This window comes from Rhodococcus rhodochrous (assembly GCF_014854695.1).
Taxonomy (GTDB): domain Bacteria; phylum Actinomycetota; class Actinomycetes; order Mycobacteriales; family Mycobacteriaceae; genus Rhodococcus.
This window is the reverse complement of sequence record NZ_CP027558.1, coordinates 192,069-216,594: the sequence shown is the minus strand read 5'-3', so window position 1 is coordinate 216,594 and position 24,526 is coordinate 192,069. Positions and strand designations below refer to the sequence as shown.

The 24,526-nt window shown below is 63.2% G+C and carries 20 protein-coding genes and 1 riboswitch; of the genes, 19 read left to right on the top strand and 1 reads right to left on the bottom strand.

Annotated elements, in window-relative coordinates; genetic code table 11:
* Nucleotides 1-45: 45 nt before the first annotated feature.
* The 8 genes from C6Y44_RS25870 to C6Y44_RS25835 all read left to right on the top strand — a co-directional run bounded on the left by C6Y44_RS25870 (nt 46) and on the right by C6Y44_RS25835 (nt 7,648).
* On the top strand, nt 46-801 hold the full coding sequence (locus C6Y44_RS25870) for a glutamine amidotransferase (RefSeq protein WP_039583672.1): 756 nt from the start codon (nt 46-48) through the stop codon (nt 799-801).
* 20 nt (nt 802-821) lie between these two features.
* On the top strand, nt 822-1,868 hold the full coding sequence (locus tag C6Y44_RS25865; RefSeq protein WP_084222256.1) for a LacI family DNA-binding transcriptional regulator: 1,047 nt from the start codon (nt 822-824) through the stop codon (nt 1,866-1,868).
* Nucleotides 1,861-2,784, top strand: coding sequence for a PfkB family carbohydrate kinase (locus tag C6Y44_RS25860; RefSeq protein ID WP_039583674.1), 924 nt, complete (start codon nt 1,861-1,863; stop codon nt 2,782-2,784). The genes C6Y44_RS25865 and C6Y44_RS25860 overlap by 8 nt, the downstream gene beginning before the upstream one ends.
* Before the next feature lie 181 nt (nt 2,785-2,965).
* Nucleotides 2,966-3,958, top strand: a complete 993-nt coding sequence (locus C6Y44_RS25855; protein WP_052227156.1) for a ribose-phosphate diphosphokinase — start codon at nt 2,966-2,968, stop codon at nt 3,956-3,958.
* On the top strand, nt 3,948-4,520 hold the full coding sequence (locus tag C6Y44_RS25850) for a flavin reductase family protein (protein ID WP_253250136.1): 573 nt from the start codon (nt 3,948-3,950) through the stop codon (nt 4,518-4,520). Before C6Y44_RS25855 ends, C6Y44_RS25850 begins: the two co-directional genes overlap by 11 nt.
* Before the next feature lie 14 nt (nt 4,521-4,534).
* On the top strand, nt 4,535-4,864 hold the full coding sequence (locus C6Y44_RS25845) for an NIPSNAP family protein (RefSeq protein WP_039583675.1): 330 nt from the start codon (nt 4,535-4,537) through the stop codon (nt 4,862-4,864).
* A gap of 329 nt (nt 4,865-5,193) precedes the next feature.
* Nucleotides 5,194-6,651, top strand: a complete 1,458-nt coding sequence (locus C6Y44_RS25840; RefSeq protein WP_192379070.1) for an NAD-dependent succinate-semialdehyde dehydrogenase — start codon at nt 5,194-5,196, stop codon at nt 6,649-6,651.
* A gap of 115 nt (nt 6,652-6,766) precedes the next feature.
* Nucleotides 6,767-7,648: an HpcH/HpaI aldolase/citrate lyase family protein gene (locus C6Y44_RS25835; RefSeq protein ID WP_192379069.1), complete on the top strand. Its 882-nt coding sequence runs from the start codon at nt 6,767-6,769 to the stop codon at nt 7,646-7,648.
* A 671-nt stretch (nt 7,649-8,319) separates the two neighbouring features.
* On the opposite strand, the gene thiC is transcribed toward C6Y44_RS25835, so the two are convergent.
* Complete coding sequence (thiC, locus tag C6Y44_RS25830) at nt 8,320-10,077, bottom strand: phosphomethylpyrimidine synthase ThiC (RefSeq protein WP_088899676.1); 1,758 nt, start codon at nt 10,075-10,077, stop codon at nt 8,320-8,322.
* Nucleotides 10,076-10,185, bottom strand: a riboswitch (TPP riboswitch). Its footprint overlaps the gene before it by 2 nt.
* A gap of 142 nt (nt 10,186-10,327) precedes the next feature.
* Here thiC and C6Y44_RS25825 point away from each other — a divergent pair.
* The 11 genes from C6Y44_RS25825 (at nt 10,328) to C6Y44_RS25775 (ending at nt 23,326) form a co-directional block, all read left to right on the top strand.
* The gene (locus C6Y44_RS25825; protein ID WP_120284965.1) at nt 10,328-10,666 is read left to right on the top strand and encodes an ArsR/SmtB family transcription factor; all 339 of its coding nucleotides are present in this window, start codon (nt 10,328-10,330) and stop codon (nt 10,664-10,666) included.
* Between the two features lie 15 nt (nt 10,667-10,681).
* Complete coding sequence (locus C6Y44_RS25820) at nt 10,682-12,097, top strand: substrate-binding protein (RefSeq protein WP_088899670.1); 1,416 nt, start codon at nt 10,682-10,684, stop codon at nt 12,095-12,097.
* Nucleotides 12,098-12,981: 884 nt separating this feature from the next.
* Nucleotides 12,982-13,662 (top strand): nitrile hydratase subunit beta, encoded by a 681-nt coding sequence (gene nthB, locus C6Y44_RS25815; protein ID WP_088899669.1) that lies wholly within the window; start codon nt 12,982-12,984, stop codon nt 13,660-13,662.
* Between the two features lie 63 nt (nt 13,663-13,725).
* Nucleotides 13,726-14,349, top strand: coding sequence for a nitrile hydratase subunit alpha (nthA, locus tag C6Y44_RS25810; protein WP_088899668.1), 624 nt, complete (start codon nt 13,726-13,728; stop codon nt 14,347-14,349).
* A gap of 1 nt (nt 14,350) precedes the next feature.
* Complete coding sequence (locus tag C6Y44_RS25805) at nt 14,351-14,797, top strand: nitrile hydratase accessory protein (protein WP_088899667.1); 447 nt, start codon at nt 14,351-14,353, stop codon at nt 14,795-14,797.
* Between the two features lie 368 nt (nt 14,798-15,165).
* Nucleotides 15,166-16,134: a HoxN/HupN/NixA family nickel/cobalt transporter gene (locus C6Y44_RS25800; RefSeq protein WP_225623889.1), complete on the top strand. Its 969-nt coding sequence runs from the start codon at nt 15,166-15,168 to the stop codon at nt 16,132-16,134.
* 126 nt (nt 16,135-16,260) lie between these two features.
* Nucleotides 16,261-17,808, top strand: a complete 1,548-nt coding sequence (locus tag C6Y44_RS25795; protein WP_192379067.1) for an amidase — start codon at nt 16,261-16,263, stop codon at nt 17,806-17,808.
* Nucleotides 17,809-17,998: 190 nt separating this feature from the next.
* Nucleotides 17,999-18,334 (top strand): STAS domain-containing protein, encoded by a 336-nt coding sequence (locus tag C6Y44_RS25790; protein ID WP_225623888.1) that lies wholly within the window; start codon nt 17,999-18,001, stop codon nt 18,332-18,334.
* A 274-nt stretch (nt 18,335-18,608) separates the two neighbouring features.
* A complete protein-coding gene (locus tag C6Y44_RS25785; RefSeq protein WP_192379091.1) occupies nt 18,609-19,706 on the top strand; it encodes a glycoside hydrolase 5 family protein in 1,098 nt (365 codons plus the stop codon).
* Between the two features lie 1,366 nt (nt 19,707-21,072).
* Complete coding sequence (locus C6Y44_RS25780) at nt 21,073-22,785, top strand: sigma-54-dependent Fis family transcriptional regulator (RefSeq protein WP_192379063.1); 1,713 nt, start codon at nt 21,073-21,075, stop codon at nt 22,783-22,785.
* A gap of 256 nt (nt 22,786-23,041) precedes the next feature.
* The gene (locus tag C6Y44_RS25775; protein WP_088899482.1) at nt 23,042-23,326 is read left to right on the top strand and encodes a YciI family protein; all 285 of its coding nucleotides are present in this window, start codon (nt 23,042-23,044) and stop codon (nt 23,324-23,326) included.
* The last annotated feature ends 1,200 nt before the right edge of the window (nt 23,327-24,526 follow it).

The following is a 24,526-nucleotide window of genomic DNA, read 5'->3' as shown; positions in this document are numbered from 1 at the left end:
GCTACCGACACCCACCTCCCATTCCCAGGCACCACAGGAGACCTTATGGAACCGCTCAAGATCCTCTTCACCGGCGAATCCTGGATCAAGCACGTTATTCACATGAAAGGCTTCGATCAGTTCCACACCACTGAGTACGAGGAAGGCGCAAGCGTATTCCTCGAAAATCTCACCCGCGAAGGGCACGACGTCAACTACGTGCGCGGCCACGAGATTTCTTCACGTTTCCCCAAGACGGCACAGGAAATCGACGAGTACGACGTAGTTGTCATCTCCGATATCGGATCGAATTCCTTCCAGCTCCCCGACGAGACGTTCCTACGTTCGGAAGCATCGCCCAACCGTCTGGGAGTAGTCGCTGAATACGTCCGCCGGGGCGGCGGATTGGTCAAGGTCGGTGGCTATATGTCGTTCACCGGAATCGACGGCAAGGCCCGCTTCGGCATGACCCCCCTCGCCGACGTGTTGCCTGTGACCATGCTCCCCTACGATGACCGCATCGAGGTCCCGGAGGGCTGCAAGGTCGAGGTATGCCGACCGGAACATCCCGTCCTGGGTGACACCTCCAGCGACTGGCCTCCCCTGCTCGGCTACAACCGAGTGGTGGCCCGCGACGACGCCGAGGTCGTCGCCCGCACCGGAGACGACCCCATCCTGGTCACAGGACATCATGGCGACGGCCGAGTGGTCGCGTTCACCTCGGATCTCGCTCCCCACTGGGCCCCGCCGGAGTTCGTCGAGTGGTCGAACTACGCGCTGCTGTGGTCTTCGATACTGTCGTGGGCTAGTGGACGATCCTAATTCCGCAGAGAGGGATTGCTGTGGCGTCATCTGAGCACAGACGCACGCGCAAGCGCACGACCATCAAGGACGTCGCGGAACACGCTGGAGTCTCCATGAGCACGGTGAGCTACGTACTCAACGACTCCGGCCCGGTTGCGCCCGACCGCCGTACCCGTGTGCTCGACGCCGTGCGAGTTCTGGAATACTCGCCGAACGAGTCTGCGCGTAATCTCAAACGCCGCAGCGCTTCCCGTATTGGCATGGTCGTACCCGACCTGACCAATCAGTTCTTCGCCATGATCACCGAAGGGGTCCATCAAGCCGCATCGGCACGTGATGTCCTGGTGGTCCTGGTGGTCCCGGGCAGCTCGGAACAATCCGAGGAAGCCCAGACCAGATTGCTGCGCAGCCAACGCGTGGACGGAGTCATCTACCTGACCAGCACCGGGTCCATGCCCGAAGCTTGCTACGAACTGGCTCGCTCTGGTCCGGTGGTGCTCGTCGACGAGCAGATCCCGGGCATCGACCTGCCCGCCGTGGTCTGCGACTCCCGCAGGGGAGCTCGCCAGGTCGCGCAACACGTCCTCGACAAGGGCCACCGGGACGTTGCGGTCATCGGCGGTCCGGAGGGTCTGTGGACGGCTCAACAACGACTGGCCGGCTACCGCGAGGCACTTGCCGGGGCAGGCATCGACCCGGACACGGTCCCGGTGTACTACGGCGACTACCAGCAATCGTCCGGCCGGGACCTGGCCCAACGCGCGTTGGCGGCGCAGACTCGGCCCACTGCCCTGATCTGCGCCAACGACCTCATGGCTGTGGGCGCGATGGAGTATTGCCGCGCACAAGGGCTCCGTATGCCCGAGGACGTCAGCATCGTGGGCTTCGACGACCTTCCTCTGTCGTCGCTTCTCACGCCGCGGCTCACCACCGTGCGCCAGCCGGCGCGAGACATGGGCTACCGCGCAGCGACAGTCCTTTTCGATTTGATTGAGAACCGCACACCGGAACCCATGGATCCGTTACCGACGACACTCCAGGATCGGTCATCGGTGTGCACTATCAGCGGGAGCGTCAATGAGTAACGGGGTTCTAGTGGTCGGCGCCCTCAACGTCGATCTGGTCGTGGCCGTCGATCGGTTACCCGGTCCGGGTGAGACCGTCGTCGGTCCACACCTGGACAAGTTCGGCGGCGGCAAGGGCGCGAACGCGGCTATCGCAGCCGCCCGCATGAACGTGCCGGTGCGCTATTGCGGAGCGATCGGCGATGATGAACTCGGACGCGAGGCATTGGTCGAGCTCCGCGCCTCCGGTGTCGACGTCACCGACGTCGCCGTCCTCGACGACACCGCCACCGGCACTGCCCTGATCGTGGTCGACGCGGTGGGGGAAAACCAGATCGCCGTTGCCGCCGGGGCCAACGCTGCCCTTACGCCGGCACTCGTTCGCCGGGCCGTCGAGCGTGCATCGGGGTGGGCCGGATGTGTACTCGTCAGCACCGAAATCCTCCCGGCAGCGGTCGAAGCTGCCGTGTCGACAGCCTCCGACATGGGACTGCGCTGTGTGCTGAATCCGGCCCCTGTGCGCAACGAGTTCATCGCCAGCGCCCACGCAGCGTCGGTTCTGACACCCAATAGTTCAGAGCTTCGTGACCTGTGCGCTGCACTGTCCATCCCGTTCACCGACGTCGGTGACGCCTCGGCGAACGTCGCTCGGGCCACGGGAGCGTGCCTCGTCGTGACCAGAGGGGACAAGGGGGCGATCGTGGCCTATCCCGACGGAACCATCGAACCCGTCCCGGCCCTGCAGGTATCGGACGTGCGTGACACAACCGGTGCGGGCGACACGTTCAACGGTGTGCTCGCAGCGTCGCTTTCCTCCGGGATGCCGCTCGGAGCCGCAAGTGCGCTTGCAGTAACGGCAGCGTCACTGTCGGTCAGACATGTCGGTGCCCGCACAGGGATGCCGATCGCCGACGAGGTCAACGCCGCACACGTATAACCGATCACCGTGTGATCATGCTGGGCGCCGTATCCGCCCACCCTCCATAGAAACGTTTCTATCGCCGATACGGGAATCTCCACCTTCGAACCCACCGCTACATCCCCACGATGCTCTCGTCCTTTCGCGCCACACTCCCCGCACATGCCCGATTCCCCGGCATCTACCTGGAAGGCCACCAATGACGACCTCCATTCCGTTCGGATCCCAGAAACAATTGATGTTGTTCTCGGGCCGCGCCAATCCGGCGCTCGCCTCGTCGATCGCCTCCAACCTGCAGGTCGATCTGGGTCGGGTCGCTCTGAAGACATTCTCCAACGGAGAGGTGTACTGTAGATTCGACGAATCCATTCGAGGCGCAGACGTCTTCCTGATCCAACCGATGTGCGCAAACCCCATCGAAGGCCTCAGCGCCAACGACGCACTGGTCGAACTGCTCGTGATGATCGATGCAGCCATCGGCGCCAGTGCACGCCGAGTAGTCGCGGTCACCCCCTGGTTCGGCTACTCCCGTCAGGACAAGAAATCCTCACCCCGCGAACCCATCTCGGCTCGTATGGTGGCACGAATCCTCGAGGCAGCCGGTGTCGACCGGGTACTCACGATGGACCTACACGCGGGACAGCTTCAGGGCTTCTTCAGCGTTCCGGTCGACCACATGACCGCGCTGATGGCACTCGCGGACCACTTCGCCGCGCTGGACGACGACCTGGTGGTCGTCGCGCCGGACGCCGGTCGCGTAAAGCTCAATAAGCAATTCGCCACTCGCATCGGTGCCGGCCTGGCCATCCTGGACAAGGAACGTCCTCAGCAGCAGGTCGCGGAGATCACCACCGTCATTGGAGATGTACGAGGTAAAACCGCGATCATCGTCGACGACATGATCGACACCGCGGGAACCCTACGCGCAGCAGGCGAGGCGGTCGTCCGCGCCGGATGCTCGCGAGTCTTCGCCGCCGCTACCCACGCAGTGTTCAGCGGCTCTGCGCACGAGAACCTCGCCAACTCTCCGTTCGAGCGCATCGTCGTGACAGACACCATCCCCCTCGGGCCCGGAGCCCCGTCGACCGTCGACGTCGTATCGTGCGCACCGATGCTCGCCGACTCGATCCGGTGCATCTTCACCGACGACTCCGTCAGCGAGGTATTCGGGGGGAAGAACCATGTGTTCTGACAAAGCCCTACACGCCGAAGGCCAGATCATGACGGCTATAAACCTCAGAGGTGTCCACGACGACATCGGTACGGTCGACACAGCGGCGTTGCGCGCAACGTTCGGCCGCTTCCCGAGCGGGGTCACCGCGCTGTGCGCGACCGACGTGACCGGTGAGCCGATCGGTATGGCCGTCAGTGCGTTCGTCAACGTGTCATTGGAGCCTCCGTTGGTGGGCGTGTTCGTTCAGACGTCCTCGACCACCTGGCCCAAGCTACGAGAACGACCACGGATCGGACTGTCGGTCCTGGGAGCAGGACAGCAGACACCGTGCCGGCAACTCGCCGCCCGCCAGGTCGACCGGTTCGCCAACGTGAGCTGGGAGAGCGGGCCCGACGGATCAGTCTTCCTGCACGGTGCAGCAGCCTGGTTCGACTGCGAAATCGAATCGGAAACCACGACGGGCGATCATCGATTCGTGCTTCTCCGCATCATCGGACACGACTTCGAAGCCGAGCAGGACCCACTCGTATTTTACGCCAGCAAGTTTCACGAATTGCCCAACGGCATTCCGGATAACTGACAGAAAGGACAGCTGTGATCTACGAGATCAGGGAGTACGTCGCGGTACCGGGCAAACTGTCGGCGATAATCGACCTCTTCACCAACCACACGGCCCGCATGTTCAAGCGATACGACATGGAGCTGATCAGCGCCGGCCACACACTGATCGGAGAACACTCCTTCGGCGAATTGGTGTACACCGTTCGATTCGCAAACCTGGCCGAGCTCGAAAACAAGTGGTCCCAGATGCTCGCGGATCCTGAATGGCAGCAAGCGTTCGCTGCTGCCGAATCAGACGGACCACTGATTCGGACAATGCGCCGTCGGGTCATCGACGGATCATCGATCGAAGAAGCGCCATGATAGTCCAGATCAATGGGTGTCACGACATTCAACTCATCCCTACCGAGGACGATGACGTCCGGGTAGTAACACACGAGATCTTGCTCCCCTATCTACCGGGCATCGTGAAACTGACCGGATTGGGACGCGTCAACGGCCGCTCCGTGGAGCTCGACGAGAACTGGTCCGGATGGCCTTCTCATTGCTGTTCCTTGCCCAAAACCGCGACCATCGTCACTCGTTCCCTCTGAGCGGAAGTCGATGATCCGACTCTTCGCAGAGCTTCACTTTTCACGAGTCAGGCTCGCACCCGCTATTGCCACGGTTGGCACCATCCGAAAGGAACCTCGATGACCGGCTTCAGCTCCCTACTGGCTGCCGTCCCGACCGGCCTCTGGATCGACGGCACTACTCGCGAGTCCTGTTCCGGTAGACGTTTCGACATTGTGAATCCTGCGACGGGCACCGTCTTGACGACCGTAGCCAACGGCAGCGTCGCCGACGCAAGACACGCGCTCGCATCGGCTGCCGAGGTTCAGCCGGCATGGGCTGCGACCGCCCCTCGCGAACGGTCGGAGATCCTTCGCAGAGCCTGGGAACTCGTCATGGAGCGGTCCGAAGAGTTCGCCCGGCTGATCACACTCGAAATGGGCAAACCGTTGGCGGAGAGTCGCGGCGAGGTGGTGTACGGAGCAGAGTTTCTCCGGTGGTTCGCAGAGGAAGCTGTTCGAATCGGCGGTCGCACCGCGACCGCACCGTCTGGAAACGGCCACATCGCGGTGATCAAGGAACCTGCGGGTCCAGCCCTGGCCATCACGCCCTGGAACTTTCCGCTCGCGATGGGGACACGCAAGATCGGCCCGGCGCTCGCGGCTGGATGCACCATCATCGTCAAACCGGCCGAGGACACTCCCCTCACCATGCTGCTACTCGCACACGTCTTTGCTGAAGCCGGTCTTCCTCGTGGTGTTCTGTCTGTACTACCGACTCTCGATGCCCCAGACGTCGTCGACACTCTGATGAAGGACCGTCGACTGCGAAAGGTCTCCTTCACCGGATCCACCGCCGTCGGGAAGAAGATCATCGAACAATCCGCAGATCAGATACTGAAGAGCTCCATGGAACTTGGCGGCAATGCCCCATTCATCGTCTTCGATGACGCCGACATCGACGCCGCAGTCGACGGTGCGATGACCGCCAAGATGCGTAACGGTGGTGAAGCCTGTACTGCCGCCAATCGACTGCTCGTACACAATTCGATCCGGGAAGAGTTCACTCGTGCTCTCTGCGATCGGATCGCCGCGACAACAGTGGGTCCCGGTTACGAAGACAACGTCACGCTTGGTCCGTTGATCAATGCCAAGCAACGCAACGCGGTTGCAACACTGGTCGATGAAGCCGTTACTGCCGGAGCACGCGTGCGCACGGGCGGGACACCCATCGACGGTCCCGGCTACTTCTACCAACCGACCGTCATCGACAACGTACCTGCCGGTGCACGCATCCTCAGTGAAGAGATCTTCGGCCCGGTTGCGGTCATCACAGGCTTCGACACCGAGGCCGAAGTAATCGCGAGCGCAAACGACACCGACTACGGATTGGCTGCCTACTTCTACACACAGAACCTCGATCGAGCGTCCCGAGTCGCTCGCGCCCTCGAATTCGGGATGGTCGGCGTGAACCGGGGCATTATTTCCGATCCAGCGGCTCCCTTCGGCGGCATCAAGCAGTCCGGGTTGGGCAGCGAGGGCGGCAGCGAAGGAATCGAAGAGTACCTCAACACCAAGTACATCGCTCTGACCCCCTGACAGTTGTTCATAGCAACTGTCCTGCAGAAATCGGAGATTCCAGGACTCGTCCGCACAGCATCGATAATCCACAATATCCACTGATTCGAATAAATACTGGAGATCGACAACAACGATGTCATTCGACTTCGAGGAACCCGATGCAGCCCGGGAAGCGCGAACCGAGCTGGCACGCCTTGCCCGATCATGGCTACTCGTCCCCCCTACCGATCTCGCTCGGTTGCATACCGCGGTCGCTACCAGTCCGGACTGCCTTGTCCTCGATCTCGAGGATGGAGTGCCCTACAGGAAGAAAACATCTGCACGGACAGTTGCGGCGCTGTGGCTTCGCGACAGAGTCGGCTGGGTCCGAGTCAACGACGCTTCGACCCGTGAACTTGCACTCGACCTGGAAATACTCCGCGATTCCCCGGGCCTTACCGGAATTGTTCTTGCAAAAACCGAGAGTCCGCAAGACATCGACATCGTGTCTGCCGCACTCCCCCATGTCCCGATCGTCGCTATGGTCGAAACTGCTTCCTCGCTTCGTCAGGCCGACCGTATCGCTGAATGCTCACCGGTCGTGCGCTTGGCCTTCGGCATCAGAGACTTCTGCAGCGACCTCGACATCGATGGGACACCAGAAGGCCTGGCGTATGCACGCTCGACCCTCGTCATCGCCAGCAAGACGGCGGAAATCGCAGCGCCTATCGACGGCCCGACCGCTGCGGATGATCGGGATACCGTCGCAGCCGACATCGACACAGCCAAAAAGTTCGGCATGACCGGAAAATTGTCGGTTCGGGCGCGTCACGTCGACACGATCAACGAGAGATTCTCCCCGTCGGCCGATTCAGTCTCACAAGCGCATGCCACTATCGCCGAACTCGGCCCCTGCGGGGAGAACATCGAGACGGGAGCCGATCGGCCGCGCTTCATCTCAGCCACTGCCGTGCTTTCCAGATCTCGGTACTTCGGCCGCTTGGAGGCGACCAAATCCGCCTCTCTTGCCCAGTAGTCGGCGCGTTCACGCTGCTCTGATCGGCACCGTCAACGCTGCAAGGGTCTCGGGTGCGGTGTACCTGCCCGGGTCAAGAACCCGCAAGGCATCATCGAGAAGACTGAATACACCTGGCTGCTCGACTACTACCCGCTCCGCGCGGAGATGGTGGACAACGCCGCCGCGCGAGGTCGACGCCGAGCGAATGCGGGATGGTCCGGACGCGTTCCAGCGCGTGTGCAGCGACCGCCGATCCCGGAAGCAGAATCGACCGGGGCGACGATCACGACCGCTCTTCCGAGACGGCCGCCTGCCCGGCAACTACTCCTCGGTGCCTCGAAGCTGAGCGAGTCACAAGTGCAGGTCACCCCCCGATTCGGCAGCGAGGTGGGCGATGTCGTCACCGCCTCGCCCGCCGGCACCCGATCACTGCTACAGCGGACCCCGCTCACACATGGGCACTTTCGTTGAGCACGAGTGGATACCGCCGCTGAATCTCATTCCCCTCGTGCTCGAACCCGGACGGTCGCCGGCACCGCGAAACCGCACATCGATGCCGCCTCCGTCCTCGACCACCTTCGTCATCGCGACACAACGCCACCCGGCAGAGCAAGTGCGGGCGTGCGTCACGCCGCTGAGGGCGTTGCGTCCGTGTCCTCCCGTCACCTGGACTCAACGCCCCTGCGACCTCAGTTGTCCTGTGTCACACGCTTACTTTCGGAGGACAGGACAGTAGGGGCATCCAAATACACCGTGCTGCCGGCGGCCCTGAACTGGTCGGACATATGTTGCATCCCGGCGACGGCGGCCTGGTCGGCGGCGTCACCGAACCTGGTCCGGATGTCTTGGGAGATACGCATCGAGCAGAACTTCGGCCCACACATCGAGCAGAAGTGCGCCGTCTTGGCCGGTTCAGCCGGAAGCGTCTCGTCATGGAACTGCTCGGCCGTATCCGGATCCAGCGACAGAGCGAACTGATCCCGCCACCGAAACTCGAAACGCGCCTTCGACAACGCGTCGTCACGCTCGACGGCACCGGGATGGCCCTTGGCGATGTCGGCAGCATGAGCGGCGATCTTGTACGTGATGACCCCGGTCTTCACGTCGTCCCGATTCGGCAGTCCCAGATGCTCCTTCGGGGTGACGTAACACAGCATCGCGGTGCCATGGCGGGCGATCTCGGTGGCCCCGATCGCGGAGGTGATGTGGTCGTAGCCCGGAGTAATGTCGGTCACCAGCGGCCCCAGGGTGTAGAAAGGCGCTCCATGACATAACTTCTGCTGACGCTCCACATTTTCCCGTACCCGATGGATCGGGATGTGGCCAGGGCCTTCGACCATCACCTGAACGTCGTGAGCCCAGGCACGGGTGGTCAGTTCGGCAAGGGTGTCCAGTTCAGCGTACTGCGCGGCGTCGTTGGCGTCGGCGATCGACCCCGGTCGCAGCCCGTCCCCGAGGGAAAATGCCACGTCGTAGCGGGCGAAGATCTCACACAGTTCGTCGAAGTGGGTGTAGAGAAAATTTTCCTCGTGATGGGCGAGGCACCAACCGGCCATGATGGACCCACCTCGGGAGACGATGCCGGTGAGCCGCTCGGCCGTGAGCGGTACGTAGCGCAGCAGCACTCCGGCGTGGATGGTCATGTAGTCCACACCCTGCTCACACTGCTCGATCACGGTGTCGCGGAAGATCTCCCACGTCAGCGCATCGGCCTGGCCGGCGACCTTCTCCAGAGCCTGGTAGATCGGCACCGTGCCGATCGGCACCGGGGAGTTGCGAATGATCCACTCTCGGGTGGTGTGGATATCTTCGCCGGTGGACAGGTCCATCACAGTGTCCGCGCCCCAACGGGTGGCCCAGCGCATCTTGTCGACTTCGTCGACGATGGAGCTGGTCACCGCTGAGTTGCCGATGTTGGCATTGATCTTCACCAGGAAGGACTTGCCGATGATCATCGGCTCGGACTCGGGGTGGTTGACGTTGGCGGGGATGATCGCCCGACCCGCCGCCACCTCCGAGCGCACCAGTTCCACGTCGCAGTTCTCCCGCAGCGCCACGAACCGCATTTCCTGGGTGATGATCCCCGCCCGGGCATAGTGCATCTGCGTGACCGTCCGGCCTGTCTTCGCTCGCACCGGGACAGGTCGGGGCCCCTTCCACTCCCGGGACGCCTCTCCACGCCGCACCGCCGAGCGGCCATCGTCGAGCAGATCCCGTTCTCGCCCCGGGTAGTGCTCGACGTCGCCGCGAGCAGCGATCCAGTCGGCGCGCGTCGGCGGGAGCCCGACCAGCGGATCGCTATCGGGACCTGCAGTGCGGTAGACCTGCAGCGGCGGGTTCGGCACCCCGCCGGGAGAGTCGTTCAAGCGGATCTCTGTGACAGGTACACGCAGGTCGTGTTCCTCGTCGTGGACATAGCTCAGGGCATGCGAATTGGGTGCACTCATCGGAATCGTTCCTACTTCCTTCGCCGGCATTACCCGGGCAGGTTCGACGGTCGCAGGCTGCCTCAGCCCGATCTCAGCCCCTGCAATAGGGCTCCCGTGGGGACGGCACAGACCCTAACACCCGGCTTCTCCCGCTGCAGATGTAGCTGGTCCGGTCGTCGGAGCGGTGCGAAGTCGGCCCGTCCTGTACGAGCTACGAGGAGGTACTCTTCTATATGTCATTGACTGTTGACTCGAGGAGATCGGGATCTTGTCCGCACAGCTGGCCTTCGATGCCCTCGCCGACCCTGTACGGCGAGCCATTCTCACTGTGCTGGCAGAGCGTGACGAGTGCAGCGTCAACGAACTGGTCGACCAGATCGACAGCGTGGGACGCACCGGCGTCTCGAACCACCTCCGGATCCTGCGGCACGCGGGCCTGGTCACCGAACGTAAGGCCGGACGCTTCCGTTTCTACTCGATCGACCCGGCCGGTCCCGCACGCGATGTCATTGCAATGTTGCAGGAATTGTTCCGAGGAGCCCTGTCAGATGCCGTCGAGGCCGCAGACCGCACCGCTGCCACCGACACAACCTTGCGACGTGCATAGCTTCCAGGAAACACGGTGACCCAGCTCGTACTGCACGCCGAAGAGTGGACCGCATCCCCACCCTCGGTGGCCTACAGCCTTTTCGGAGCAGGCGACGAGGCGGGATGGCTCTTCGGCGCGGTATGCGATCGGGTCGAACCCGGCGCTGCCGTGCGTATGGCGGTCCACCTCAGCGGTTCCGGCGCAGAACCGGTCGAAATCCTCGGCCGTATTGCTGCCGCACGTCCGCATGCGTACCTCGATATCGTGCACGACCAGCCCTGGCGAGGGCGTATCAAACTCCGTTTCGAAGCCGCAAACGGTGGTACGAGGGTTCGGCTCATCGCCGAACTCGACCAGCCCGGATTGGAATGGTTGATGCGGCGTCGAGGGTTCCCTACCTCTCGAAACGCCTCTTCCCATCCCCGTCTGGGATTGTTGACGTCGAAATCCGGACCCGGCAGCCTCTTCGCCACCTCGATTGACAACGCCGCCATGCTGGCACTGGAGGAAATCAATGCCGAGGGCGGTATCCACGGCAGTCCAGTCGAGTTGATCGTGGGTGATGACGCCACAGACCCGCAGACCGGCGTCATGGAAGCGCGACGACTCGTCCAGGCAGGCTGCCGGACCATTCTGGTCGCCGCCACATCGGCTACCTACACCGCCGTTGCCGAGGCGCTCAGTGATGCACCCGTGCTGCTGGTACAGCCGGTCATGAACGAAGGAGGGCGCGGCGATCGTCTCCGCCTCCAGCTCGGTGAGCGGCCGGACGACCAGTTGGCAGCAGCCGTGAAACCACTCATGCGGATGGAGGGGGTGCGACGATGGTTTCTGGCCGGCGACGATTATTGTTGGCCCCGTACGACACACGGCCTGGCACGCCAACTGTTGCCTCGGTACGGCGCCGGAGTCGTCGGGGAAAAGTTCGCGTCTCTGGGAACTCGTGACTTCGCCCCGATCATCGAATCGATCCAGAAATCGGGTGCCGACATCGTACTGTCGACCTTCGTCGGAGCTGATGCTGTTGCGTTCGAGCGGCAATGCTATGCAATGGGATTGCGGGATCAGTGCATCACTCTGGCGCCCGCCTTGGAGGAGTCCACGCTGACGTACATCGGCGACGAAGCGGCCCGTGGCCTCTACTCCGTCTCGGGGTACTTCCAAGGATTACAAACGGAAGGTAACGCCTCGCTTCTGAAGAGGTACCGGGCGCAATTCGGTCCTTGGGCACCGCCGCTGTCGACGTTGAGCGAGTCTGTGTTCGAGGCAGTTCACATATGGTGGCAAGCGGCCCGGAAAGCCGAGGATAGCGAGCGGATCGCCGCGGCAATGCGTCACGGCGAGTTTCAGCTACCGCGGGGCACCGTCACCTTGAGCGAGGACCGACTCAGGCAGCAGCTCCATTTGACGAAAGCGACCGGCACAGAACTGTATCCTGCCCTCGGATGAGTTGAGACCTCGCTTGCTGATACCGAAGACCAGGGCATATGCCTGGTCATATCGGCGTGCTCGCTCCGTCTGCAGTTTCGTTCCCGGCCGGACGGATGCGCAACCACCGAGCGCAACTCGGGGTCGTCTGTGCATCAGCGTCGCCAGGATTGCTTCCGGCTACGCTCGGGTCCCGCGTTACCGCCATTCGACGCGATGTCGATCCCGGTCAAGGCGACAATGACAGCTGCCAGATCCTCCTCTGTGGGATCGGGACCGGTCGCGGAGGTCGAGGCTTTCTGCGAGATCTGCTTCCCTCTCGGGGGTCGTTCTGACTTCATTCTTCGCCTTCCTTTGTGAACGTCTCTCTGCGACACTTCCGGCCACAGTCAGCATCTTTTGAGATAGCTCCGAATGCAGACGGTTCACGATTCGTTCCGGGGGCTCGACGAACGTCTTCCAGTCTCCGAAACAAACAGCAGTGTGGTCGAATTTGTGGCCGTCAGCGCGGTTGAGCCACAGAGTGAATGCGCGGCAATCGAACTCAGATTATCGGGCCATTGCCCCACTGTCCACAGCGCGTGAGCGCGATACACGTGGCAATAAAGAATGACTACCAGTACGCTCGTGCCGACACAGGCGAGTGCGGCGCTCTATTGCAGGCAACCCACACACCGGATAGGTCTCCACGATCGTACCTCCAGACGGATGGTGGGGATGTTCACTTTCTCTCTGGAGCTCCCTGGAGCCACTCGCGCCGACGCATCCACGTTCGGACAGCCCACGGTGCGGATCACCCCTGTTCGTCGGTAACAGAACAGTAACATGTCATCCGGTCATGACGTGTTGACGCATTAGACGAGGGCACATAGGGTTGGTGACTCACGGCACAAGGAGAGCATTTCATGGATGGAATCCACGACCTCGGTGGCCGCGCCGGCCTGGGTCCGATCAAGCCCGAATCCGATGAACCTGTTTTCCATTCCGATTGGGAGCGGTCGGTTTTGACGATGTTCCCGGCGATGGCGCTGGCCGGCGCGTTCAATCTCGACCAGTTCCGGGGCGCGATGGAGCAGATCCCCCCGCACGACTACCTGACCTCGCAATACTACGAGCACTGGATGCACGCGATGATCCACCACGGCATCGAGGCGGGCATCTTCGATTCCGACGAACTCGACCGCCGCACCCAGTACTACATGGACCATCCGGACGACACGACCCCCACGCGGCAGGATCCGCAACTGGTGGAGACGATCTCGCAACTGATCACCCACGGAGCCGATTACCGACGCCCGACCGACACCGAGGCCGCATTCGCCGTAGGCGACAAAGTCATCGTGCGGTCGGACGCCTCACCGAACACCCACACCCGCCGCGCCGGATACGTCCGCGGTCGTGTCGGCGAAGTCGTGGCGACCCACGGCGCGTATGTCTTTCCGGACACCAACGCACTCGGCGCCGGCGAAAGCCCCGAACACCTGTACACCGTGCGGTTCTCGGCGACCGAGTTGTGGGGTGAACCTGCCGCCCCGAACGTCGTCAATCACATCGACGTGTTCGAACCGTATCTGCTACCGGCCTGACCAGGTCATCCGGTCCACCCAGCGAGACGTCCCTTCACCACAGACAGAAACGAGCCCACCCCGATGACCGCCCACAATCCCGTCCAGGGCACGTTGCCACGATCGAACGAGGAGATCGCCGCACGCGTGAAGGCCATGGAGGCCATCCTCGTCGACAAGGGCCTGATCTCCACCGACGCCATCGACCACATGTCCTCGGTCTACGAGAACGAGGTCGGTCCTCAACTCGGCGCCAAGATCGTCGCCCGCGCCTGGGTCGATCCCGAGTTCAAGCAGCGCCTGCTCACCGACGCCACCAGCGCCTGCCGTGAAATGGGCGTCGGCGGCATGCAGGGCGAAGAAATGGTCGTGCTGGAAAACACCGGCACGGTCCACAACATGGTCGTATGTACCTTGTGCTCGTGCTATCCGTGGCCGGTTCTCGGCCTGCCACCCAACTGGTACAAGTACCCCGCCTACCGCGCCCGCGCTGTCCGCGACCCCCGAGGTGTGCTGGCCGAATTCGGATATACCCCCGACCCTGACGTCGAGATCCGGATATGGGACTCGAGTGCCGAACTTCGCTACTGGGTCCTGCCGCAACGCCCAGCCGGCACCGAGAACTTCACCGAAGAACAACTCGCCGACCTCGTCACCCGCGACTCGCTCATCGGCGTATCCGTCCCCACCACACCCAGCAAGGCCTGACATGCCCCGACTCAACGAACAACCCCACCCGGGTCTCGAAGCCAACCTCGGCGACCTGGTACAGAATCTGCCGTTCAACGAACGAATCCCCCGCCGCTCCGGCGAGGTCGCCTTCGATCAGGCCTGGGAGATCCGCGCCTTCAGCATTGCCACCGCATTGCATGGCCAGGGCCGATTCGAATGGGACGAATTCCAGTCCCGCCTGATCGAGTCGATCAAACAGTGGGAAGCCGAACACGCCACCACCGAGCAGTGGAGTTACTACGAGCGTTGGATGCTCGCACTCGAAGAGCTGCTGCACGACAAGGGATTTGTCGCAGGCGAGGAACTCGCGCACCGTACCGAGCAGGTGCTGGCAACGCCCGCCGGCGCCCATCACCAGCACGCCGTGCGTGATCCCATCGCCGTGCACGCCATCGGCACACCCACCACTGACTCCGACGGGTAGCCGGAACCTCGTCGCCGCGAACCCAGCGGGTTCACCAACGTCGAGTCGCTCCCGGAAGCGCGCCCCGTGTAACGACGACTGTTGGTGCGAACCCCGAACGCCGCGACATCAGTATCTTCCCGGTCTTCAGACCCGGCTCCACCGCCGACCTACGGAGCGTCACCGGTACCGCGGCTCGAATCGGGCCGGATCATCCCCGCACCGCACCCGCGGCACCCCGAACATTTCAGTCTCAGGCGTATCCGAAAAACGCTGCGAATCATCTGAAGGACAAGCGTTTGACCAGCACCACCATTACACCGCACCACATAGGTGGTGCCTGGACTCGAACCGAGCGCCGACGGTTGGCGTCCGTTGTCGGTGCCATCGTGATCCTGCACGTCTTGGGCGTGGCGCTGTACTTGGGATACTCGGGCAACCCGGCAGCGGCCGGGGGCCTCGCCGGATCCGGTGTGCTCGCCTACGTGCTCGGCGTTCGTCACGCATTCGACGCCGACCACATCGCGGCAATCGACGACACGACACGCCTGATGCTGCTACGGGGACGCCGTCCCGTCGGAGTCGGATTCTTCTTCGCGATGGGACACTCGACCGTCGTCGTTGTCCTTGCCCTCGTCGTGGCACTGGGCGCGAGCGCCCTGACCACGACCGAACTCGAAGGAGTACAGGAAATCGGCGGGTTGGTCGCCACCGTCGTCGCCGTCACCTTCCTGTTGATCGTTGCAGGACTCAACAGTGTGGTCCTGCGCAATCTGCTTTGCCTGTCCCGACAGGTACGCGCCGGATCGGACATCACCGGCGACCTCGAGAGCAGACTCAGTGAGCGCGGGCTATTCACCCGCCTACGGGGCAACCGCTGGCGCGGACTGGTTCGATCGTCCTGGCACATGTACCCCGTCGGCCTGTTGATGGGACTGGGGCTCGAGACCGCCTCCGAGGTCACCCTGCTCACCCTCACCGCTTCGGCAGCCACCGGGGGCACATTGTCGATAGCCGCTGTGCTCAGCCTCCCGTTACTCTTCGCCGCGGGGATGAGCACGTTCGACACAGCGGACTCCTTGTTCATGACCCGCGCATACTCGTGGTCGTACCAGGACCCCCAGCGTCGACTGAACTTCAACATTGCGACGACCGGCGCCACCGTGATCATCGGCCTCTTCGTAGCCGGCATCTACGTATGTGCACTACTGGCACACCTGCCCATGTTCGCTGCGCTGTCCCCGATCGGTGACATCTCCGAAAACTTCGAATTCCTCGGCTACGCCGTCGCAGCCGCCTTCATCCTCACCTGGACAGGCGCGTTGCTGTTCAATCACCTGAAACCTCAACGGAACTGAAGGCGCCCACGATCACATCAGCCACCGAGATACCCATAACGCTGACGGACACTTACGACACAGCGCACCGAGCGATCCCTCCCTCCCCCACTCGATGATGCTGTTCACATATTCGAAGGGAACCTCATGTCTTCGATGACTCCCCCCAACTCCAACCAAATGTCGGCCCTGAACAACCACTTCCGATTCGGACTGACGACGCCGGAACTCGAAGAGTTCGCACCGGCGCTCGAAGCGACGCTCGCGTCCTCAGAAACCGTCGAACGCCTCTACGAGCGCACCGCGCCCGAGCCGCCTCAGCGGTCATGGACCTCACCCTCGGCGGACGAGAACCCGCTGAGCGCCTGGTACGTCACCACCTCGATTAACGAAACCGACGATGGCCCCCTCGCCGGGCGAACGGTCGCCGTGAAGGACAACGTCGCAGTCGCCGGCGTGCCGATGATGAACGGCTCCCGAACCGTCGAGGGCTTCACCCCACGCTACGACGCCACCGTCGTACGCCGCCTGCTCGACGCCGGCGCAACCATCACCGGCAAAGCGGTGTGCGAAGATCTCTGCTTCTCCGGCGCCAGCTTCACTTCCCACCCCCAGCCGGTCCGCAACCCCTGGGACGAAAGCCGCATCACCGGCGGCTCGTCCAGCGGCAGCGGCGCCCTGGTCGCCAGCGGCCAGGTGGATATGGCAGTCGGCGGCGACCAGGGCGGTTCGATCCGCATCCCCGCCGCGTTCTGCGGCATCGTCGGACACAAACCCACCCACGGACTGGTCCCCTATACGGGAGCATTTCCCATCGAGCGAACCATCGACCACCTCGGTCCGATGACGCGCACGGTCAGCGACGCCGCCGCAATGCTCACCGTCCTCGCCGGCACCGACGGCCTAGATCCCCGACAGACCCACCGGATCGAACCGGTGGACTACCTCGCGGCGCTGGCCGAACCCGCATCGGGTCTGCGCGTGGGTGTGGTCACCGAAGGCTTCGACACCCCTGTCTCCGACGCTGCCGTCGACGATGCCGTCCGCACCGCCATCGACGTACTGCGCTCGTCCGGACTTACCGTCGAAGAAGTCTCGATCCCCTGGCACCTCGATGCAATGGCCGTCTGGAACGTGATCGCCACCGAGGGAGCGGCCTACCAGATGCTCGACGGCAATGCCTACGGCATGAACACTGATGGCTTCTACGATCCCGAACTGATCGCCCACTTCTCTCGTCAACGACTCGAGCACGGTCACCAACTGTCGAAGACAGTCAAACTCGTCGGGATGTCCGGGCGCTACACACTGGAAGTAGGCGGCGGCAAGTACTACGCCATGGCCCGCCAACTCGTCCCCGAAGTCCGCGCCGCCTACGACGCCGCCTTGGCGCGGTACGACGTGCTGGTGATGCCCACCCTCCCCTACACCGCCACCAAGATCCCGACCACGGACATTCCGTTGGCCGACTATCTGGACACCGCACTGTCGATGATCATCAACACCGCACCATTCGACGTCACCGGTCACCCCGCCTGCAGTGTCCCCGCTGACCTGGTCCACGGGCTTCCCACCGGAATGATGATCATCGGCAAGCATTTCGACGACGCGACAGTGCTGCGCGTCGCCCAGCTCTACGAACATGCAGTGGGCAACTATCCTGTCCCGCCGGCTGCCGCCGGCACCCTGACATAACCCATTCGCCCGACCGTACGAGACCACACGCTGCGAACTCGTACGGTCGGGCGGAACCGGTAACTGTCGGACACCTCCCTCCTCGACCCGGACGCGCATTCGGGGAGTGAGGACACCCAGGTCACCGTACGCCCTTGCTCTGGACGGACTTTCCCGAGAAAGGGCGCCATTGCCGAACGAAGGACTCCGCATGCAATCTTGCGAAGAACGCGTAGAGAACAGCATCCTGATGCTGCGCCCGATCGGCGTGCTGCGCGGCGCATCGTCGGCTCGGCTGCGGCAGCGTCTGGACCGAGCCCTGGCCGAGAATACCGATGTTGTCGTCGATCTCGGGAGCGTGACCGCTGTAGATTCCACCGGCCTCGGTGTGATGATCCATGCCACCAAGACGGCACGGACGCACTGTCGTTCCCTGACATTCGCCGCACCCAGCGCCCGGGTGAAGGCGATGATCGAACGGACCCGCCTGCAGTCGGTGATCACACTGTCGCCGTCGGTCGAGGCTGCTATGGAACGCATCCGGTGATCCGCCACGCTCGAACAGGCACAGAAGCCCACCGCTGCAGAGCTGCCGGCCCACAGCCACCTCTGCACTCCATCCAAATCATGGAACCCAAAGTGAAACCCATGTTCTCGAAAGACGCCTCTGGGCAGTTCACGTCGACAACTGTCACCGGTGCACCCGCATCGACGCAGCTCATCGAGCGTGCGCGTTCTGCCTGTGCACCTGTCGATATCCCGATGCTCACCCGTCGAGTCGGGAAACCTGGAAACCTGGGCGAGGCACCGATATGACCTGGATGCGAATCGTCTGCATGTCGGCGATGCTTCTGGTCATTGCCCTCGTGACCGCGTGCTCCATCCCTGGGCCCGGTGCGGCATCGCCAGGTGAGGACACAGGTGCGCCGACCTCCACCCCGTGGGTCCCGTATGCTCATCCGCTGCGGGTGACCACCACCGGCGGTACTTTGCACCTCGACGGCCGACCCTGGTGGCCGACCGGCTTCAATGCCTATCAACTGGCTACGGACTGGACGGTCAACGCCGGTTGCGGAGCGATGGTGGATCTGGACTCCTACTTCTCGTCTCGCCAACCGGGGACAGTGACCCGATTCAATGCCTTTCAGAATCTGGCCGTGGACAAGCGCAACGGCAAGCTGAACTTCGAACCGATCGATGCGGTGTTCGCGGCCGCCGAACAGCACCGACAGTTACTCATCCCGGTGCTCGCCGCCCAGGACGGCGCCTGCGAGGACGAGCAATACAAGACGCGCGAGTGGTATCTCGGCGGATGGCAGGAGCCCACCGACATGCCGCTGAGCTACAGCGAGTGGGTTGCCGCCGCCGTCGATCGCTGGGCCGGATCGCCTTCGGTCGCGGCGTGGGAACTACTCGGTGAACCCGAGGTCGGCGTCTGTACCACCCCCGACTGCGACCTGCACCAACGTCGGTGCCCGGAAGACTCGCCGCAGGTGCTGCGCGACTGGGTCGATGCGGCCGGGGCGGTGGCTCGTGCGCACGATCGGCGACACCTGCTCACGCTCGGTCTTCTCGGGGGCGAGCAGTGCGGTCTCGCCGACGGCGGTTATACGCTGGTCGCTGCCTCGCCCCATCTGGACGTGGTTCAGTACCACGACTACGACGATGCGGCATTCCTCCCACTGCGACTCGAACAAACCGAAAAACCTGTGCTTGTAACCGAGTTCGGGATCCGCGCTGGAAACTGCATGCCCCTGACCGAACGCGCAACCCGCATCGGTGCCCAGATCGACAGGTATCACACGATGGGCGCTGCCGGGGCGCTGTTGTGGGCCTTCGTACCGGATCCTCGACCACAGGAATGCACGTACGACATCGGACCCTTCGACCCCATCCACGGCTTGCCCCAGATGAGATAGGGCCACGCCCTGGGCCAGCGCGTCGGGGTGACGGTCGTCCCGGAGGCCACGGAACCGACTGCTCGGGCCGGCTTCCGCCCCACTCACCATGGTGAAGGTGACGAGTACCTGGCGGCCGCGGATACCGGTATTCTGTGTCCGGGCTCGACGCCCCACCGCGTGAAGTCGTCTTCCCTTATTCCACGAATCGAACGCGATTCCGAAATTGTTTGTGCACTAGTACTTCTGATGGAAGTCGATTAGGTCGTATCGGGAGGCACCGTCGGTGCCCGCTTGGCATTGTCGAGGCGGACACCGACGGCTCCCGCACCTGTCGCCGACAGGGGGCGGCGACGGTTCGTCGCAGAGCGACGAAACGGGGTTCTCGTTCTCGGTACTGCGCAGCGACTCGGACATAGTCGCGTAGCAACTCGGAACAGCAGGGGCGAGGTTCCAAGCACGGAGAACAGAATGTTGAAACAAGGCCCCGTCCTCCCCGATAGGGCGACTCGCTCCAACACCAAAAGACTAGCGAAAAACTCGCCGTAACAGCAAATTACATGGCTTTTCATCCGTTCCGATACCGCAACACCGGAGCACCCGCCCACGAGCACCGGTGACATCCTGTCCCCTTCCCATCTCCCGACAGACCGGATCTTCTTGCCAACACCGCCGACGAACGACTCCACCCCCCTGAGTCCGGCGCCGAGCACACTCCCACAACCGTGGGTTCCGGTCGGACAGATACGGACGAGTTCCGAACGCCCGGATCAATGCCACACAGCCGACCCCACTGTCCCCGAACCCTGCCCGGCCACGAAACCCACTGGTAGCTACGCAACTCGTGGTCACGCGCAGGAACCCTGTGATATACACATACAGTTCACGGAGCATTGATGGTCGACAGTAGGGGTCACACTGCCAACCAACAGCTTTCGTGACGCACCAGCGTCGTTCCAGGGGAACACGGCGCGAACGGACGCGCGCAGACGCACGGCCTCGCCGACAATGCCAACGCACACCTCCCCACTGTTCACTTCCGCCGACTCCGCCGGACCGATCGACTGGAATGGCATCGGCCGAAACGGCCCTGGTCCTGCAGAGGAGATGGAACGCTGCACGATGAATAGCATCGTGTTCCGCCACCGTGCGGATCGACAGGCCCTCAAGACGCCGGTGAACACACTGGACAAGGTTCGCACGCACCGAAGACATGTCCAGAAGTTCCCGGTGTAGCGTTCTGGGACACTCCGAACCGGTGTCACCTCGTTTGCATAGAGTCCGTTCTCGCCGTGAGGTCTTCGGAGGTGGATGTGTGGTAACCGACCGGTTCCGTGAGCAAGCAGAAGAACACGGTTCCGATAGCTGTGAGAATCTCATACCGAAAATGCGGCCGGAGATCGAACAGTCCTGGCGCCGCTGCCTCGCAATGGGAGTGACACCCGACAGTTCTCCACTGCGCTATATCGACGACGCACCCACCGATCCGAAGCTTGTGCGTGCGGCGCGGCCGGTCCTGGATCGGTTGGCCGATCAACTCGCCGATGCACCGGTGACGATCCTGCTCGCCTCGCAGGATGCGACCATCGTCGACCGGCGGGCCGGGCAGCGGTCGCTGCTCGGTCGTCTCGACCGGGCCCAGGTCGCCCCGGGGTTCATCTTCGCCGAGGAATGCGCCGGAACCAACGGGATCGGCACCGCCCTCGAAGAACGCAAAGCGTTCCGGGTCCGCGGGGAAGAGCACCTGCTCGAGTCGCTGCACCCGCTGGCCTGTGTCGGCTCCCCGATCGTCGACCCGGTCTCACGCGCGGTGACCGGCATCGTCGACATCACCTGCCAGGTCGACGATGTCAACGAGCTGATGGCACCGCTGGTGCTCTCGGCGGTACGCGACATCGAAGAACGACTGTTCGCCCTGTCCGCCCGCAGCGAGCAGAACCTGCTGCGCGAATACATGCGCAGCAAACGCCGCGGCCACGCCGCGGTGGTGGCGATGAGCCGGGACACGGTGATCGCGACCCCGACGGTGTCACGGTTGATGGACTCGACCGATCAGATGATGATCTGGGACTGGATCAGCACCCATCTGGCCGCCAAGGACGAATGGGAAGGACCGCTGCGTTTCGCCGAGGGGATCGACGTGCGGGTCCATGCCCGCCGGGTCGGTGAGTCCACCGATCCGCTCAGCGCGATCATCGAACTGCGCCCGCTGGCCTCCCCGGCTCCGCCGCGTCCGCGCGCCCGCCTGGCCCCCGCCGCGCCCGCCGGTGCGGCGCCGGCGACGCGTATCGCCGGCCGCAGCCTGGCCGCGCACCGACTCCAGGACCGGGTCGACGAGATCGCCGCGACCGTCGCGCCGGTGCTGATCATCGGCGAGTCCGGTGTCGGCAAAACCCATCTGGCCCGGCAGATCCAGCACCGCTGGGGACCGAACGCCCCGGTCCCGAGCGTCGACGCGTCGACGTTGACCCCCTCGGCGGTGGCCGAGTTGCGGGCGCGTCTGTCCGGCAGTTTCGCGTGCATCCTCGAGCACCTCGACGAGGTCCCCGACGACGCTGTCGCTCCTACCCGGCGGTTGCTCGACGCCGCCGTCGAGCTCGGTGCACCGGTGATCGCCACCGCCACCTCGAGCACCCCCGACGATCTGCGCCATCAGGTGCAGACCCATGTGCGGCGCAGTGTGTGCATCCCACCGCTGCGCCAGCGCATCGAAGATCTCACCGATCTCGCGCGGGAGTTGCTCGCCGCCGAATTCCCCGACCGTCCGACCCCGCAACTGCAACCGGCCGCGCATCGGGCGTTGATCGACCATCACTGGCCCGGCAACCTGCGCGAACTCGCCTCGGTGCTCAGTACCGCGGCGGCACGGTCGATGGGATTCGACATCAAACTCGAACATCTGCCCGCCGACTACCGCACCCTCGGTGCCGGCCGCCGGTTGACCTCGCTCGAACGCACCGAACGCGAAGCGATCGTCCGCGCCCTCGACGAGTCCGACGGCAACAAATCCCTCGCCGCCCACCGACTCGGTGTGGCCCGCTCGACCCTCTACCGCAAGATCCGCGCACTGGGCCTGGAAAACGAAACGTTCGGTTCCTGACCCCTGAAACACTCTGTCGTATAACGGGATATCCTCGCCGCTGAGTCTGCGGGGACACCCTCTTCCTCACGCCGAGCGGACGTCTCCCCATCTCTGTTCGGGACAGCAATGATGCCGTTTGTACCTCGTCGTCGTGCACGGACGGTGTTGCAAAATAGGACACTCGCTGCGGCATCCGACGCCCTACCGTTCTCGAGTACGTATTCCATGAGGAGTACGCGCGTCGTTTCATGACCGTATCCCCCGAGGAGTGACCATGGCCCTGTTCGCTGTTATCTGGTCGTACACCACTGACGCATCCGTCAAAGAGGCCGCCCATGCCGACCACCTGGTCTTCGTCAAGGACGCGGCCGCCAAAGGCGTGCTACAGGAAGCGGGCGCCTGGGCCGACGGAGCCGGCGCGCTGCTCGTGTTCAAGGCGGACAGCGAAGACGACCTGCAGGCCCTGCTCGCCAAGGACCCCTATGTCACGCAGGGTGTTGTCGTCGACCAGACCATCTACCAGTGGAAGCCCGTCCTCGGACCCCTCGTGGGAATCTGACGACGAAGCGGCATGCCTAGCTTCTGTTGGTCACAGCATGCAGCATTTTTGCAGTTGACCAGACGATGGGACGCACAGTGTGTGCATTCGACGAAGGCGCGGATCGTATGTGGGGCCAGGAATTGCGTCACGTGACGTCCTGAGGCGCCCGTCGATACATGGTGGAGTGAACGCGCGGACGGAGATGCAGCCGGCCGATCGAGTGCTCGCCTGATCGGGTCCAACCAGATCCACGGGTTCGAGAGACAATCAGCGCAGGGTGCGGCTGTAGATTCACACAACCGACGTGTCAACGGAAACCGGTGTGACACGGCAATCTTGGAACAGATCTCTCTATCCTTGACGTGGGCGCTACGCCGGAAGTCAGCCACGGCTGTTCCCGCGCCCTCACACTCGGTTTCTATGCCCCCACCGCCCTTCAGAATGTCGCGCCCAGCGATCGCCGGGTCCTCGAAGCCTTCGGGATACCTGGGCGGGAGATCTGGGAGGCTCTGGCCAACGGAAACTGGACGTGTTCAGTAGATGTGCGCGGATGGTGCACGGCGAAGCCTTGGCCACCGAGCACATGGTCGAGACTCGGGTAAGAACTGTGCTCCACGCTCCGAGGCCACTGAACGAGCATCCAGAAACGATGGGGTGGCAAAGTCACGCAGTAGTGAACAATACTGTTACATATATTGATTGAGCAGGTATCTTCCGTCGACAGTCATGCGGTCCAGAAACAGCGAACTACCTGTTGACGGTTCGTCTCATGAGCATCCACCGAGAGCCACGTGTCGGCCGATGGTGCGTATGCGGCATGGGCGAGGCGGCGTGCCTCCGCCACTGGGCACGGGCAGATCCCACCTGCTGCCTGCGCTCGGGCTGCCGGGACCCTGCTTCGGTGATCAAAGGCGATGATCGAAGCAGGGTTCTCCGTCCTCGATAGAACACCCCCTTCGCCGGCGAGCTGTTCGCAGCATGTCGACGTAGCGACGGATCGCCGCAGTGCGCGCTGTGGTGTTCGTACTGGCCCATCCACGACCTGAATCGCTGACGCGGGTCAGAGTCGTCCTACCGATACCCATCGAGGTGTACGTTGCTGTCGTCGGCTCCGTATCGATGTGCTTACCCGGATCCGGCTTCATATCTCCAGTGAGAGAACGTATTCGCGCCGATTCCAAGCAGACCGAACACAGAGTGATCCGAGCTCGCTGGCCC